The organism is Campylobacter massiliensis, assembly GCF_014253065.1.
Taxonomy (GTDB): domain Bacteria; phylum Campylobacterota; class Campylobacteria; order Campylobacterales; family Campylobacteraceae; genus Campylobacter_A; species Campylobacter_A massiliensis.
In genome coordinates this window covers 48,047-63,334 of record NZ_JACLZK010000002.1, presented here as the reverse complement: position 1 = coordinate 63,334, position 15,288 = coordinate 48,047, and the positions used below count along the sequence as shown (strand labels likewise).

Sequence of the window (15,288 nt, the reverse complement as noted above, 5' to 3'; positions counted from 1 at the left end):
ATCATACAATCTTTGCGATTAAAAAGTAATAAAGGACGAAAATGACGATATTAGACGGCAAAAACGTAAGCGCGCAGGTAAAAGAAAGAGTAAAAAACGAAGCGCTAAATTTGAAAAATCAAGGCATAGAGCCTGCGCTCGCGGTGATACTGGTGGGCGAGGATAAAGCCAGCCAAACCTACGTCGCGGCAAAAGAAAAAGCCTGCATAGCCTGCGAGATAAAAAGCGTAATGCACCGCTTGCCCGAATCTACGACGCAAAGCGAGCTAATTGCGCTAATAGACGTGCTAAATTTAGACGACGGCATCGACGGCATCCTAGTGCAGCTGCCGCTACCAAAACACATAGATACGAATAAAATTTTAGAAACCATAAGCCCCGAAAAAGACGTGGATGGATTTGCCGCGATAAACGTCGGCAAGCTAGCTAGCGGGCTTGACGGCTTCGTGCCGTGCACGCCGCTAGGCATAATGGAAATTTTTAAAGCGTACGATATCAATTTAGAGGGCAAAAACGCCGTCGTGATCGGACGTAGCAACATCGTGGGAAAACCGATGGCAAATCTACTGCTAAACGCCAATGCGACCGTAACCGTGACGCATAGCAAAACACGAAATTTAAAAGAAATTTGCGCGGACGCCGACATCCTGGTAGCCGCTATCGGTAGGGCTGATTTCGTAACGGCGGGTATGGTAAAAGAGGGCGCCGTCGTAATCGATGTAGGCATAAACCGCATGGACGACGGCAAGCTAAAAGGCGACGTCAAATTTGACGAGGTAGCGCCCAAATGCTCGTTTATAACTCCGGTTCCAGGAGGCGTAGGTCCGATGACTATCGCGATGCTGCTCTCTAACACCATAAAATCAGCCAAAAACCGCGCGAAAAAGGCATAAATTTTGAAAAAAGCGTTTAATAAATTTTTAGATTTTTCAAACAGCTGGACGGGCACGGTCATCATCGTCTTGCTCGTGATTTTCTTTGTCGCGCAGGCTTTCGTGATACCGTCTGGTTCGATGAAGGACACGCTTTTAGTCGGCGATCATCTTTTCGTTAAAAAATTTAGCTACGGCATCTCGACACCGCGCATTCCGTGGATAGAGGTCAAGGTTTTGCCCGATTTTAACGGTAACGGCCACCTCATCGAGGGAGCAAAGCCGCAGCGCGGCGATATCGTGGTTTTTCGCTATCCGCACGATGAAAAGATCCACTACGTCAAGCGAAATTTCGCAGTCGGCGGCGATGAAGTGATATTTACGGAAAAAGCGCTATTTTTGCACCCGCACGAGGGCGAGGAGTTTATAAAGGCAAATTTCGACGAAAAAGATATCGTTAAATTCGGCGGCAAACTTTTCGTCAAAGAGCCCTATAAATTCGGCGGCATCCACTACGACGAGAAGGTAAATTTATTTGAACTAGCCGTAAACTACCTAAACTCGAGCAAATTCGCCATGCAACCGGTTATCGTAAACGAGCTACCCAGCGTAGGCAACTATCCGTTTAACGCATTTTATTTTCAGGTTCCCGAAGGCGAGTTTTTCATGATCGGCGACAACCGCGACCACTCAAACGACAGCCGATTTTGGGGCCCCGTGGCATACAAAAATATCGTCGGCAAGCCTTGGTTTGTCTATTTTAGCTGGGACGACGAATACAAAATCAGATGGAACAGGGTCGGTAAGAGCGTGGATTTTATACAAAACTCGCCCGAGCTACTAGACGCCGCCAGAGCAGAAGCTAAAAACGACGGAAACAAGATCGAATGAACCTTGATAGCATCGACTTCGCGCAGGTAGCGATCCTAGTCGCCGTGCTCGTTATCTCCGTCGTCGGGCACGAGATCGCGCACGGATATGCGGCGTTTAAATTCGGCGACTTAACCGCCAAAAATTTGGGGCGGCTCAGCATAAATCCTATAAAACACGTCGATCCGCTAGGCACTATCGTCGTGCCCGCGCTCATGTATCTTAGCACCGGAGTGACGTTTGGTTGGGCTAAACCGGTACCTATAAATTTACGCACGGTGCTCTATAACGGCGGCTACAAGGCCGCTATAGTCGTCGCGCTTGCTGGCATCGCATACAACCTAGCTCTTTTCGCGTTAGCGTTTTGCGCGTTTAAATTGATCGGTTTTGGGTTTTTTGATAGCTCGGTAGCGGAGTTTGTTTTCATGCTCGCCGCCGTAAATTTAGTCCTAGCCCTCTTTAACCTCTACCCTATCCCGCCTCTTGACGGCTCAAAGGCGCTTGAGTATCTTTTGCGCATTTTCGGACTTCACGGCGCTGCAAACTGGCTAAATAGCATGCAAAGATACGGCTTTATCGCGCTAGTTGTCATCGTGATCTCGCCGCTAAAAGATTATTTTTTCGAGCCGATACGATATGCCGTTACTATCATGAGGATGTTTTTATAAGCGGCGAATTTAAAATTTAGCCTAAATTTCGCTCCTAAAGGCTCGCGGCGAAATTTTACTTTAATGCTTTTTTGCTATAATTAAGCATTTTTTAGCTTATGGAAATTTCATGAAAATAGACAAAATTTTTATCGCGAGCGACCACGCGGGCTTTGATTTTAAGGCGCAAATTTGCGAGCTTTTAAAAAGCGAAGGTTTTAGCGTATGCGACCTAGGAACGCATAGCAAAGATAGCGTAGATTACCCCGATTTTGCCGAGCTTCTAGCGCAAAATTTGCAGCACGAAAACGAATACGGCGTGCTAATCTGCGGCACGGGCATCGGCATCAGTATCGCGGCTAACCGCCATGCGCACGTTCGCTGCGCGCTCTGTCACGACGTCACCACGGCAAAACTAGCCCGCGAACACAACGACGCAAACGTGCTAGCCATGGGCGCTAGAACGATCGGCGACGCGGTCGCGGCAGATATGATAAAGGCCTTTTTCGCTACCGAATTTGCAGGCGGCAGGCACGAAAGACGCGTGAAAAAGTTAGGAGGCGAGAAATGACCGATTGGCTCGTACTTACCGTTTTGATCTGCATTTGTATCTATCTCACCGTTATGGTGTTTTACTTTAAAACCTTGCTTAAAAAAGAGCGCACGACGCGCGATTTTATGAAAAATAATCTCCAAGATACCGAAGTCGTCATCCGCAAGCTGCAAGTCCAGCTACAGCGCGGTCTTGGCAACATCGACATCCTCACAGACGAGCTAAATAAAGTCAAAAACGACGCCAACGCCCTTCGCACCAGAAACTCGCAGTACCGCCTGGAAAACGACAAACTCCGCCAGCGCATCCGCGAGCTAGAGGGCAAAATCGAAGCGCTACTATAAATCAAATTTAAAGGCAAAAAATGAAAGAACTAGACAAAGCGGGGAAGGAATTTTTATTAAATTCCATCCGCTGTATAAACGATTTTCCAAAACCGGGCATAGTATTTCGCGACATCACGACGCTGCTAAACAACAAAGAGGCGTTTAATTTTTTAATCGATCACCTCGTCGCTCGCTACGAGAGCGCTAATATCGACTTTATCGCGGGTATCGAATCGCGCGGATTTATATTCGCAGCGGCTTTGGCGGCTAGACTGCGGCTACCTTTCGTGCCGATTAGAAAGCCTAAAAAACTGCCTTACATCACGATCTCGCAAAAATATAGCCTAGAGTACGGCGTAGACGAAGTGCAAATTCACGTTGATGCATTCGGCGAAAAAGCGGGCGCAAAAGTGCTTTTAATAGACGATCTAATCGCTACTGGAGGCACGGCTAAGGCTAGCGTCGAGCTAATCAATCAAACAAACGCCGTTTGCGTAGAGGCCTGCTTTTTGATCGATTTAAAGGATCTTGGCGGTAGCGCAAATTTACGCCCGCTAACTAAAATTTACAGCATTTTGGAGCTATGATGGAAGAATTTTTTACAAAACTACTCATCGAGTACGGCTACATCATACTATTCGTCTGGTGCATAATGGAAGGCGAAATGGCGCTCATAATGGCGGGCATCCTCTCTCATCAAACGCATATGCATATCGCGCCGGCCCTCTTCGTAGCAGGTCTGGGCGGCTTTGTCGGCGATCAAATTTACTTTTATCTAGGCCGCTACAACAAAAAAAATATCGCCAAAAAACTTCACACGCAGCGCCGCAAATTCGCCATCGCGCATATAATGCTGAAAAAATACGGCTGGCCGATCATCTTTATCCAGCGCTATATGTACGGCTTTCGCGTCATCATACCGATGACTATAGGCTTAACCGGATACAGCGCAAAAAAATACGCCTTTATAAATCTAATAAGTGCGTGGTGCTGGGCCGCGATAACGATAATCCCCGCGTGGATCCTCGGCGAGCACATACTTGATATCTTGCACAAAGCAAAAGAGCACTGGTACGTCGCCGTGCCGGTAGTAGCGCTATTTTTGGGCATTTTGCTCTACGGCTTTAGGCGCATAGAAAATAAAATTTTAAACGATAGGAGACACAGAAGTGCAGTTTCAACTCACTAATAAAAAACTAAACGAAATCAAGGCTGATTTGGAGCTGATTTTCGTCGTAGATAAAAACCTGAAACATAAATTTATAAAAGACGAAAAGGCGTTTAAATTTGCCAACTACAAAGGCGAGAGCGTCTTGCTTTTACTAGAAAGCGGCAGGATCTACGTTCCGCTTAGTAAGCTTGGCTACGACGAGCTTCGCATAGCTGCGGCAAAAGCATATAACGCCGTAAAATCGCTAAACGTAAAAAGCCTAAAACTAGCCTCATACGTCGCAGGCTGCCAGAAAATGAGCTTTCAGGCTCTAACCGAGGGCTTTTTGCTAGGCGCTTACGAATTTAACAAGTATAAAGAAAAAAAAGAAAAATACGCGCTAAAAGATATTATTTTTAGCAACGAGGAATTTAGCGGCGAGGACGTCCGCGAAAACGACGCACAGGACGGCTTTGCCCACGGCGAGATAATCGCTTCGGCGACAAATTTCACCAAAGATATCGTAAACGAGATACCTGAAATCTACACCCCGCAAAAAATGGCGGAAGAGGCTCAAAATCTAGCTAAAAATTATCCAAATTTAAGCTGCAAAATTTACGATGAAAAATTCCTCGAAAAAGAAAAGATGAACGCATTTTTGGCCGTAAACAAAGCCAGCGTCCATCCGCCTCGCCTCATCCATCTTGTCTATAAGCCAAAAGGCGCAAAAAAACGCATAATCTTCGTCGGCAAGGGACTAACCTACGATAGCGGCGGGCTTAGCTTAAAGCCGGCTGATTATATGCTAACCATGAAAGCCGATAAAAGCGGCGCAGCTGCGGCGATGGGTATAATTAAAGGTGCGGCGGAGCTAAATTTGCCTTTTGAAATTCACGCTATTTTAGGCGCGACCGAAAATATGATCGGCGGCAACGCCTATAAACCCGACGACGTGCTGATCTCTCGCAGCGGAGTTAGTATTGAGGTGCGAAACACCGACGCCGAGGGCCGTTTAGTATTAGCAGACTGCCTCAGCTACGCGCAGGATTTTAAGCCCGATATCCTCATCGACATGGCGACGCTAACTGGCGCTTGCGTGGTCGGACTTGGAGAATACACAAGCGGTATAATGGGCAACAACGAGGAGCTAAAAGCGGAATTTAAAGCAAAAGCAGCAAAAAGCGGCGAACTAAATACGATTTTAGAGTTTAACCCTCATTTGCGCGAGCTGATCAAAAGCCAGATCGCAGACGTCAGCAACACAGGCTCTAGCCGTTACGGCGGCGCGATCACGGCGGGGCTTTTCCTCGATAAATTTATAAAAGACGAATTTAAAGACAAGTGGATACACCAAGATATCGCAGGCCCCGCATACACCGAAAAAGCTTGGGGATATAACCAGGCTGGCGCGACGGGAGCGGGCGTGCGAATGAATCTTTATTATCTATGCGCTATGGCAAAGGAGCTGTAATGGGACTAGCAGTAGGTATCGTAGGCTTGCCAAACGTCGGCAAATCAACCACATTTAACGCACTAACCAAAGCGCAAAACGCCGAGAGCGCGAACTATCCGTTCTGCACGATCGAGCCGAATAAAGCCGTCGTGCCGGTGCCCGATAAGCGCCTAGGCGAGCTAGCCAAAATCGTAAATCCAAATAAAATCCAATACTCAACTATCGAATTCGTCGATATCGCAGGACTCGTAAAAGGTGCGAGCGCGGGCGAGGGTCTGGGAAATAAATTTCTTTCAAACATCCGCGAAACCGAGGTGATTTTACACATCGTGCGCTGCTTTGAGGACGAAAACATCACGCACGTAGAAGGCGGCGTCGATCCCGTACGAGACGTCGAGATCATCGAAACCGAGCTCATCCTCGCCGACATCGAGCAGCTAAACAAAAAAATCGAGCGCCTAACCCGCGAAGCCAAAGCAAACGCAAAAGGCGCAAAAGAGGCGCTAGAGACGGCAAATGCGCTGCTAGCTCACCTAAATGACGGCAAAAGCGCGAGCAGCTTCGGCGGCAAGGACGACGACGCGTTTATAAATTTAAATAAAGAGCTAAGGCTACTCAGCGCAAAAGAGGTCGTCTACGGCGCAAACGTAGATGAGGACGGTATCTCGGAGGATAACAAATACGTGCAGGCACTTCGCGAATTTGCGGCGCGCTCGGGACACGAGGTTATCAAGCTCTGCGCCAAGATCGAAGAGGAGCTCGTGGGGCTTAGCGACGAAGAGGCGCATGAGTTTCTAAGCTCACTAGGCACAAACGAAAGCGGCCTAGAAAAGATCATCAAAACGGCGTTTGCGAAGTTAAATTTGATCAGCTACTTTACCGCGGGCGTCGTCGAGGTACGCGCATGGACGATCGTAAAAGGCTGGAAAGCGCCAAAAGCCGCCAGCGTCATCCACAACGACTTTGAGCGAGGATTTATCAGAGCCGAGGTCATCGGCTACGAGGACTACATCGCGTGCGGCGGCGAAAATCCGGCAAAAGAAGCAGGCAAAATGCGCCTAGAGGGCAAGGACTACGTCGTTCAAGACGGCGACGTGATGCATTTTAGATTTAACGTTTAAGCATAAATCGGTCAAATTTAGCTTTGCTAACCAAGCGGTTCTTGGCTAAATTTGACCGCCTTTTCTTTATTGCCGCGTAGCTTACGAGCCTAAGCACGGGCAAGATAAATTTTTGCATCGGCGTCTTGGCTACTCTAGTAACCGCGCCATAAAATTTTAGTCTTAAAAATGCGGTTAAATTTAGCTCGGCGCGGGCTTTCTAGCTCAAATTTGACTCGCGCTAAATTTAAGGAAAAATTTGAAAAAGATCATAGCCGTTTGCGTAACTGTATTAAATTTACTCCATACACAAATGATATTCAAGGACACCAAGATTGCGTAGTTTTAGCGCATCGTCGCACTACTTAGGCATCGCGTCCAGATGTTACGACCTATCGACAGCAGTATACAAACTCTACAAAGAAGCAAAATAGGTTAAATTTGAGAAAAATAAAGCTAGTAAAATTTAACAAAGGAGCGCGATGATAAAACAGCTCTTGCTACTACTTGTTGCTCTAAATTTCGCCCTCGCAAATTTGACGGACGAAGCTCAAGGCGCCTACGATGCGGGCGATGAACAAACGGCGGCTCAAATTTGGCAAAAAGCGTGTGAATCGGGCGAGGCGCGCGGCTGCGTAAGGCTTGGGTTTTTATACCAAAGCGGCAGAGGCGTAAAGCAAGATGACGAAAAAGCCGGTAAATTTTACCAAAAAGCTTGCGACGCGGGCGAGCTAAGAGGCTGCGACAGCCTAGCCTCGCTACACCAAAATAGCGGCGAACATGCTAAAGCCGCCGCGATTTTTGAACAAGCCTGCGAAAAAGGATTTGGTTTAAGCTGCTATAATCTAGCTCAAATTTACGAAGCGGGCAGCGGCGTCGCGCCGGATGAAAGTAGGGCGCTAGACCTCTACGTAAAGGCCTGCGAGCGCGGATACGCCGTAGTTTGCTACTATCTAGGCGGCATGTACGCGGACGGCGTAATGGGCAAAAACGACGAAGCCGCGAAAAACTCGAAAAACGCGCTCAAATTTTACTCGCTTGCCTGCGAGGGTAAAATTTATGAAGCGTGCGAAGCTTTGGGTAGGCTTTACGAGGACGGCGAGGCGGGTTTTGCGCAGGATATCAAGGCCGCTAGATCCTACTACGACAAGGCCTGCGCCGCAAATGCCTACAAATGCAGCGGCAGCGAGTGTCTGGACGAGCTATACGGCGGCTGGGCGCAGTATCAAAGCGGGCAGTTTGAAGTAGCCTACAAGCTCGGCAAAGAGGCGTGCGATAGAGGCGTAGTAAACGGCTGCGCGGCGCTAGGAGAGCTCTACGCAAAGGGGCTCGGCGGAGCGCGGCAAGATAGCGAGCTGGCGGTCAAATTTCACGATAAGGCCTGCGAAGGCGGCTTTGGAGCTTCTTGCGCCGAGCTTGGCGAGATGCTATCTCGGGGACGCGGCGCAAAAAAGGACGTTCCGCGCGCGCTGGAGCTTTTTGAAAAGGCCTGCTTGCTTTGGCGGCCGGATGCCTGCGAGAGCCTAGCGGACGCGTATTTTGAGGGCACGAACGCGCCGCAAGATGTAGCAAAAGCCTTTAGTTTTTACGGGATCGCCTGCTACAATGGGCTAAAACCGGCCTGCACGAATCTAGGCGCGATCTACGAAAGAGGCGTAGGCGAAGTGGTAAAAGCGGACGAAAACGAAGCCGATAGCCTTTTTCGCGAGGCTTGCGAAGCCGGCGATGCACGCGGGTGCCTAAATCTAGCGCGCCGTCTTGAAAGTAGCGACAAAAAACAAGCCGCCGCGCTACGCCAAAAGGCGCAAAAGCTGCACGAAAAAGAGTGCGAGGCGGGGCTAGCTAAAAAGTGCATGGAGTTTAAAAAATCAACTAATAAAGGAGAAAAACATGAGTTTTAAAAAAGTTTCATTTGCCGCCGTTGCGGCCGTTTGTCTATTTTTAGGCGGCTGCACCCAGCCTAGAACCACGCAGATAGAGCTACCAAAAAGCGCGCTAGATAGCGTAAATCTACCAAACGAAGTGGCCATAGACGGCGAAAAATTCGTCTTAAAGCAAAAAAACGCAAGAACGGCTGAGTTTTATCTACCTAATGAAAAAGTGGGCTTTAAATGGACCAAGCTAGTGAGCGTCACCGTCGATGAAAACGCCGATATCAACGAATACCAAAGGACCTTTATGACCGCGCTAAAAAGCGGGCAGTTCGGCAAAGCGGAGTATGATTTTAAGTCCATAAACGATAAAGAGTATCAAGCTTACACGATCTACTATCCGATCGCGGGCAACCCCGATTTTGACAACTACGAGATCAATCTAATCCACGTCAAGAGCCTTAACTGTGGGCTTAGGGTAACGCACTACGCGCTAAAGTTTCTAAATATCGCGGATAGAAGCAAATTTCACACGCTAATCAAGCAAAAAATGCCGATATTTTTAGCGCAGATGCCGCAGGTCGAGTGTAAATAAATTTACTTTCGGGCGTTATTTTTAGTTTTTGCTAAATTTAACGCCACTTTTACGGACTAATTTTTAAAATTTAGCCCATAAACTGCAACAAATTTGACGCTTTGCTTGCGCAGGCGGTCAAATTTGACGAGCGTAACGGCTGCAAATTTAACGCCGCCTGGTTTTAGGCGACAAATTTACTATTCATGCCTGCTTAAAGGCTAGATAAAACTACCCAAAGGAAAAATATGGAAAACGGCGGACTGGCGGTATATTTCGGAGAAAATTTAGCGCAAATTTTATCGCAAAAGATAAAGGCGGTTTATCCTAAATTTGACGCGCAGAGCTACTGTGGGCAAATCGCAAAGAGTACGCCGAGTCTCGGTTATTCGCAAAGGATTTTAGCGCACGCAAACGCGCTAAATGAACTTTTGCCGCCGGATTTTAAGCGCGCGGCGGAGATTTTGGTCGCGATTTTGGGCGAGGAAAACCCGAACGAAACGGGCATGTTTAAGCACTTTTACTGGACTTTGCCGCTGGCAAAATACGTCGAAATCTACGGCCTAGACGACTTTGAGACCTCTATGGGCACGATCAGGGAAATCACGAAGCGCGGCACTGGCGAGTACGCGGTGCGCGCCTTTATCAAAAAATACCCGCAAGACTCGCTAAAAACCATGACACGGTGGGCGCGCTCGTCAAATTTCCACCTGCGTAGGCTAGCGTCGGAGGGTCTGCGACCAAAGCTGCCGTGGGCTAGCAAGCTAGAGCTTTTCATCAGCAATCCGCGCCCCGTTTTTGCGGTGCTGGAGGTACTTAAAGAGGACGAGGTGCGCTTCGTACAGCGCTCGGTCGCAAATAACGTCGCCGACTATCTAAAGGTAAATTTCGCCGCCGCAAAGGAGCTGCTCCTGCGCTGGCAAAGCTCGCAAAACAAAAATACGCAGCAAATCATCCGTCACGCGACGAGGAAGATAAAAATTTAGTCTTGGCGCAGATACGCAAGCTAGGGGCGGTTAAATTTGGGGTTTTAATTTTTATAAAATTTAAGAAGCAAACGCGCTTGATAGACGATGTGCAACAAGTAGATACAAGCTTAATGGTTGGCTCGCCAAAATATAAGCTCAAATTTGACCCCACCCCCCCCCAAAGCGATACGCAAATTTTAAAAGCCGCCGTGATTAAATTTAAAGCTAAACGCCCAAATTTAGCAGGCAAAACCGCGCAACATAAAAACGGGTCGGCGTGCAGGCATCGCAAGCGGCCGAGTCTAAAACCAAATCTATCCCGCAAAAATCCTAAACGCTATCCAAACCGCTAAAGCACCGATCAAAACGCCGCCCGCAAATGCCGAAGCGACGTAGATTTTCTGCTTTTTTCTGATCTGCTCAAATTTCTTTTCGTGATGCTTTTTCACGCCCTCAAAGGTCAAATTTAAGATCTTTTCGTTCGTTTGATTTAGCGCATTGGCAAAGCTCTTTATCTGCTCGTCGTTGATGTAGCGCATGGTCTTGCGCGTCGCGTTAGCCAGGCGCTCGTAGTCCTCGCTGTTTTCCCAGAGTTCGACGACGGTGTTGTTTTCTATACGCTCTTTTAGCTCTAGCGTTTCTTTTAGCTCGTTTTGTTCGACTAGCTGCGTTCCCATTGCGCCTCCTTAGTTGATAGTTCCTATTTTGTCGCCGTATTTTAGCTTTTGCTCGGCCGCTAGATCAAATTTGACCGCGCCCTGCTCGCTAAGGATGAGGATCGTCGAGCCCAACTCAAACATCCCCAGCTGCTCGCCCTTTTTCGCATTTAAATTTTCGTATTCGTAGAGCGCGACGTTGCCGGCGCAGGCGTTAGTCTGTATGCGCGCGTCAAAGTCAAATTTCATCTTGCCCACGTTTAGCGCGCCGACAAAGACCAGCCACATCTTTTTGCCGTTTGCAAGCTCGCATTTTAGCACCACGCGCTCGTTTTTGGCGTAAAGATTTGGCACCTTTAGCAGCGCGCTAACAGCCACGCTGTATAGCTCGCCCGGCACGTATAGCGCGGATAAAATCCTCATATCGCAAGGCGCGTGATAGCGGTGATAGTCGCGCGGGCTAAGATAAATATTTACGTACTCTAGCTCGGCGTCTCGCTCCGAACGCTCCATGCTATCTCCGAGAAGCTCCGCGATACCGTACTTGTGCCCCTTGACGCTGATCGCTTTTAGCTCCTTGCTAACTCCGCGCTCCAGGCACGTGCCGTCGCTAGGACTGATGAAAGCCTGCGGCGAAACGTCGAAATCTCGCGGACGCTGTAGCTCGCGGGTAAAAAGCGCCGTCAGGCTCTCATACTCTCTAGGCTGCTTAAACTCGCTCATGTCGATTTTAAAGCCGCTTACGTATTTTTCATTGATAAAAGTTTGCAAAAATCTCGGAAATTTAACCGCCGCTACAAACCCAAATATCCTAGAAATAAGTCCCCTCATACAACTCCTTTTAGTCTTAATAACGAAATCTCGCTAGGCGCCATCACGCGCACCGGCGGCCCCCAAAACCCGGCGCCTCGGCTAACGTAAATTTGCGTATTTTTGTTCGCGCGGTATAGCCCGGCGACGTATTTTTGATCGAGCCTTACCAGCAGCGAAAACGGAAAAATCTGCCCGCCGTGCGTGTGTCCGCTCACCACTAGATCCACGGGCGCGCTTTCGTCCATGTATTTTAAAAATTTAGGCTGATGGGCGAGCAAAACGGTGGGCAAATTTACGTCGCGACCGTCCAGAGCAGCGACTAGATCGGGCTCGTACGCTTTAAACCTTAAACCGATGATATCATAAACTCCGGCTAAATTTACCCCGCCCACTCGCGCGTTTTCGTTGCCTAAAATTTTAAAATTCGTCGTCTCGCGGATAACTTTTATCGTGCCGTCGATACCGTTATAGTACTCGTGGTTGCCCGGCACGTAAAAGGTGCCGTATTTGCTCTTTAGCTCGTTAAATGGCGCGATAAACTCGGCCAAACGGTGCGGCTTCACGTCGGCGATATCGCCCACGATCGCGACTGCATCGGCGTCAAGCTCGTTTACGCGTCTAGTTACCGCCCGCGCAAAGTCCGCCCCCAAAAAATCGCCTAGATGAATATCTGTTAAAACCGCGATTTTTAACTCGCCCTTTAGCCCCTTTATCTCGATATCTTGGGCTTTTACTTCGGGCAATTTTACGGCGTTAAAGATACCTCTAAAAAAGTAGCTAAACGCCAAAATAAGTATTGTGACGTCGAGGTAAAGACGCAAAAATTTACGCCTGCTCTCGCTAAACGCGCGCTTAGTTACGGGACGGACGGCAAAGGCGACGACGTTCGTAAAAAGCACGAACGAAAAGATAATAAACGTCAGCGCCAACATCAGCGAACAGGCGATGCGAAGGCTCGGCCCCAAAAAGTTAAACCGCAGCGAAAAAGCCAGCGCGACGCCGCCGATGGCAAGCGTCAGGAAAAACAGCCCAAGCGCCCTTTTATGCGCGGCAAGCGGCCTGAGCGCGGCATCGGCAAAAAGCCCGCGGTAAGAAACGTAATTCATAAAAATGATGATTAAAGACGATAGAACATAAAACATTTCGTAAATTTAGCCAAAATTATTAAATATCTAACCACTGTGCGCGGCAAATTTGAGGAAATTTAAACGCGGAGGCAAAGCGTGTGCGAGAAACGTCTTTTTTTACGCGACGATATCAGTGCGGGCGGAGGGTAAATTTGATAGCTTGTTTGGATAAATTTAGCGCGTAACTCCGCGTTGATTCACGACGCCAAAATGCAAATTTGATTTTACGGGCTGCCTAAAACGCATTTTAGCAGGCAGCTAATCCAAATTTTATCGCCGCGCTTATTTTTGCGCTCGGCATAACCCGCGCCTTTACGAAGCTACCGAGATTTTTGCCTATTCTTCGCCCGCATCCTGTGTTCGCACGATGAGGCTCTTTGGCAGGCTAAATTTCTCGATCACCTCGCACTCCTTTGCCCTCATCTCGCCAGCGTCGCTCTCGTGATCGTAGCCTAGCACGTGAAGCAGTCCGTGCGTGAACAGTAGCGCCGTCTCGTCATCCTCACTGTGGCCTAGCTCGGCGGCTTTGGCGGCGACTAGCTCAGTGTTTATCACGATACAGCCAAGCGGCGCGTGTAGCTGCATCTCAAGCGGGAAACTCAGCACGTCCGTAGTCTCATAGATGCCGCGCTCGCGGACGTTTATCTCCTTCATCTCCTCGGCGTCCACAAAGCTAAGCTCCACTTCGCCCGCGGTCAAATAGTCGCAAATTTGATCCAAAATCCTCGGATAATCGTCCTCGCAAAGTATCATTTTTGGCTTTCCTTTAGTAAAATTTGAGTATGATTTTAGCGAAAATTTCGGTCGAATTTAATAAAGCCAAATTTGTAACAAACGACATCGGCGTCAAATTTGACTCGCTTTGTATAAAATTTTAAAAACTCTAATGCCCAAATTTTTAAAATTTCACTCGCTCAAAGCAGTTACCTACCAAATTTCGGCTTCACTAACGCTTAGCACGAAATTTGGAGGCGAAAGCTTTTCGGTCGTAAAATTTTAAAAAATTTTTAGAGACGAAATTTAACATTTTCAGGGTGCGGGTCTCGGCGAGTAAAATTTAAAGCTAGAATTTACAAATTTGACTCCAAAATTTAACGTAAAACGCGAAGTATTTTTGCGTTTAGACGAGACGGATTTAAATTTTACGATGGGAGCTACCCAGTCGGTAGTGACCGAGTAAAATTTAAATCCAACGAAGTATAAACCAAAAAGACGAGCAAACAAGAAAAGGATAAAAATGGCAAAGAAAGCGGTTTGTATAATGAGCGGCGGCATGGACAGCACCCTCTGCGCTGTCCTCGCCAAACGCACAGGCTACGAGATCATCGCGCTGCATTTTGACTACGGACAGCGCACGATGAAGCGCGAAAAGCTAGCGTTTGAGCAGATCTGCGAGCGTATCGGCGCGCTAAAAAAGGTAAATTTAGACGCTAGTTTTATAGCAAGCATCGGCGGCAACGCACTAACGGACGAGAGCCTAGCCATCCGCAAAGACGGCGCCAAGCCCGACACCCCTAGCACCTACGTGCCGTTTCGCAACGGCATCTTTATCTCTATCGCCGCCGCGCTAGCCGAAAAAGAAGGCGCGCAGGCACTATATATCGGCATCGTCGAGGAGGACGGCTCGGGCTACCCCGACTGCACGGCGGATTTTATCGGCAAGATAGAAAGCGCCGTAAATGCCGGCACCTCAAAGGACTTTAGCCTGCGCATCGTCACTCCGCTAGTAAATTTAAGCAAAGCTGACATCGTGCAAAAGTCGATTGAGGCGGGCTCGCCGCTGGAGCTAACGTGGAGCTGCTACGAGCGCGAGGACGAGGCTTGCGGCGAATGCGACAGCTGCCGCCTAAGACTACGAGGATTTGAGCTTGCAGGCGAAAAAGATAGGATAAAATACGTAAATTTAAAATAAAATTTCTAAAAATCGGCATGGACCCGTCCACAAATTTAGCGCAAAATAAAATTTATCTGCCAAAATGCTACGAACGCTCTACCGCCGTTTTTGTTTGGCAAATTGGGTTGCGACGTCGGTTTTACGAATTTTAGACGTAAGGTGTTTTTGGCAATATCCGCTTTTAAGGACGGAAAACAAAACGCCTACTTTAAATACTCTCACATCTGCACTGCTACGCCATCCGCCTAAGCAAAGCGACCGCGGTATGCCTCACAATGGGAGCACTAGTTGCACGCTTTGCCTAAAAACTCGCAGGGCAAGTTCTACTGATTTACGCATTTTCCCGTCAAATTTATCGGCAAATTTGCGGCTAGAAAGCGAATGGCTTAAAAATTAGATCAAATTTGCGGCAGA

The 15,288-nt window shown here is 48.2% G+C and carries 17 protein-coding genes; 13 read left to right on the top strand and 4 right to left on the bottom strand.

Going from position 1 to position 15,288, the window contains the following annotated elements; all coding sequences use genetic code 11:
* The first annotated feature begins 41 nt into the window (after nt 1-41).
* The 12 genes from folD to H7R39_RS06800 all read left to right on the top strand — a co-directional run bounded on the left by folD (nt 42) and on the right by H7R39_RS06800 (nt 10,402).
* On the top strand, nt 42-893 hold the full coding sequence (gene folD, locus H7R39_RS06855; protein ID WP_185898561.1) for a bifunctional methylenetetrahydrofolate dehydrogenase/methenyltetrahydrofolate cyclohydrolase FolD: 852 nt from the start codon (nt 42-44) through the stop codon (nt 891-893).
* A 3-nt stretch (nt 894-896) separates the two neighbouring features.
* The gene (lepB, locus tag H7R39_RS06850; RefSeq protein WP_185898560.1) at nt 897-1,763 is read left to right on the top strand and encodes a signal peptidase I; all 867 of its coding nucleotides are present in this window, start codon (nt 897-899) and stop codon (nt 1,761-1,763) included.
* Nucleotides 1,760-2,410: a site-2 protease family protein gene (locus H7R39_RS06845; RefSeq protein ID WP_185898559.1), complete on the top strand. Its 651-nt coding sequence runs from the start codon at nt 1,760-1,762 to the stop codon at nt 2,408-2,410. Before lepB ends, H7R39_RS06845 begins: the two co-directional genes overlap by 4 nt.
* 109 nt (nt 2,411-2,519) lie before the next feature.
* Nucleotides 2,520-2,960, top strand: coding sequence for a ribose 5-phosphate isomerase B (gene rpiB, locus H7R39_RS06840; RefSeq protein ID WP_185898558.1), 441 nt, complete (start codon nt 2,520-2,522; stop codon nt 2,958-2,960).
* A complete protein-coding gene (locus H7R39_RS06835) occupies nt 2,957-3,286 on the top strand; it encodes a hypothetical protein (protein ID WP_122862113.1) in 330 nt (109 codons plus the stop codon). The genes rpiB and H7R39_RS06835 overlap by 4 nt, the downstream gene beginning before the upstream one ends.
* 20 nt (nt 3,287-3,306) lie before the next feature.
* The gene (gene apt / locus H7R39_RS06830; RefSeq protein WP_185898557.1) at nt 3,307-3,855 is read left to right on the top strand and encodes an adenine phosphoribosyltransferase; all 549 of its coding nucleotides are present in this window, start codon (nt 3,307-3,309) and stop codon (nt 3,853-3,855) included.
* On the top strand, nt 3,855-4,457 hold the full coding sequence (locus tag H7R39_RS06825) for a DedA family protein (RefSeq protein ID WP_185898556.1): 603 nt from the start codon (nt 3,855-3,857) through the stop codon (nt 4,455-4,457). Before apt ends, H7R39_RS06825 begins: the two co-directional genes overlap by 1 nt.
* On the top strand, nt 4,438-5,889 hold the full coding sequence (locus H7R39_RS06820; RefSeq protein WP_185898555.1) for a leucyl aminopeptidase: 1,452 nt from the start codon (nt 4,438-4,440) through the stop codon (nt 5,887-5,889). The genes H7R39_RS06825 and H7R39_RS06820 overlap by 20 nt, the downstream gene beginning before the upstream one ends.
* A complete protein-coding gene (ychF, locus tag H7R39_RS06815) occupies nt 5,889-6,992 on the top strand; it encodes a redox-regulated ATPase YchF (protein ID WP_185898554.1) in 1,104 nt (367 codons plus the stop codon). Before H7R39_RS06820 ends, ychF begins: the two co-directional genes overlap by 1 nt.
* 461 nt (nt 6,993-7,453) lie before the next feature.
* On the top strand, nt 7,454-8,872 hold the full coding sequence (locus H7R39_RS06810) for a tetratricopeptide repeat protein (protein WP_185898553.1): 1,419 nt from the start codon (nt 7,454-7,456) through the stop codon (nt 8,870-8,872).
* Nucleotides 8,862-9,437, top strand: a complete 576-nt coding sequence (locus H7R39_RS06805; protein WP_185898552.1) for a hypothetical protein — start codon at nt 8,862-8,864, stop codon at nt 9,435-9,437. Before H7R39_RS06810 ends, H7R39_RS06805 begins: the two co-directional genes overlap by 11 nt.
* A 227-nt stretch (nt 9,438-9,664) precedes the next feature.
* Nucleotides 9,665-10,402: a DNA alkylation repair protein gene (locus tag H7R39_RS06800; protein WP_185898551.1), complete on the top strand. Its 738-nt coding sequence runs from the start codon at nt 9,665-9,667 to the stop codon at nt 10,400-10,402.
* A gap of 296 nt (nt 10,403-10,698) precedes the next feature.
* On the opposite strand, the gene H7R39_RS06795 is transcribed toward H7R39_RS06800, so the two are convergent.
* From H7R39_RS06795 to ybeY, 4 genes are all read right to left on the bottom strand, one after another.
* Nucleotides 10,699-11,061: a hypothetical protein gene (locus H7R39_RS06795; protein WP_185898550.1), complete on the bottom strand. Its 363-nt coding sequence runs from the start codon at nt 11,059-11,061 to the stop codon at nt 10,699-10,701.
* 9 nt (nt 11,062-11,070) lie between these two features.
* Complete coding sequence (locus H7R39_RS06790; protein WP_185898549.1) at nt 11,071-11,871, bottom strand: phosphatidylserine decarboxylase; 801 nt, start codon at nt 11,869-11,871, stop codon at nt 11,071-11,073.
* Nucleotides 11,868-12,959, bottom strand: a complete 1,092-nt coding sequence (locus tag H7R39_RS06785) for a metallophosphoesterase (RefSeq protein ID WP_185898548.1) — start codon at nt 12,957-12,959, stop codon at nt 11,868-11,870. The genes H7R39_RS06790 and H7R39_RS06785 overlap by 4 nt, the downstream gene beginning before the upstream one ends.
* A 357-nt stretch (nt 12,960-13,316) precedes the next feature.
* On the bottom strand, nt 13,317-13,733 hold the full coding sequence (gene ybeY / locus H7R39_RS06780; RefSeq protein WP_185898547.1) for an rRNA maturation RNase YbeY: 417 nt from the start codon (nt 13,731-13,733) through the stop codon (nt 13,317-13,319).
* 484 nt (nt 13,734-14,217) lie between these two features.
* Between ybeY and queC the strand changes: the two genes are divergently transcribed.
* Nucleotides 14,218-14,892, top strand: a complete 675-nt coding sequence (gene queC, locus H7R39_RS06775) for a 7-cyano-7-deazaguanine synthase QueC (RefSeq protein ID WP_185898546.1) — start codon at nt 14,218-14,220, stop codon at nt 14,890-14,892.
* Nucleotides 14,893-15,288: the final 396 nt, after the last annotated feature.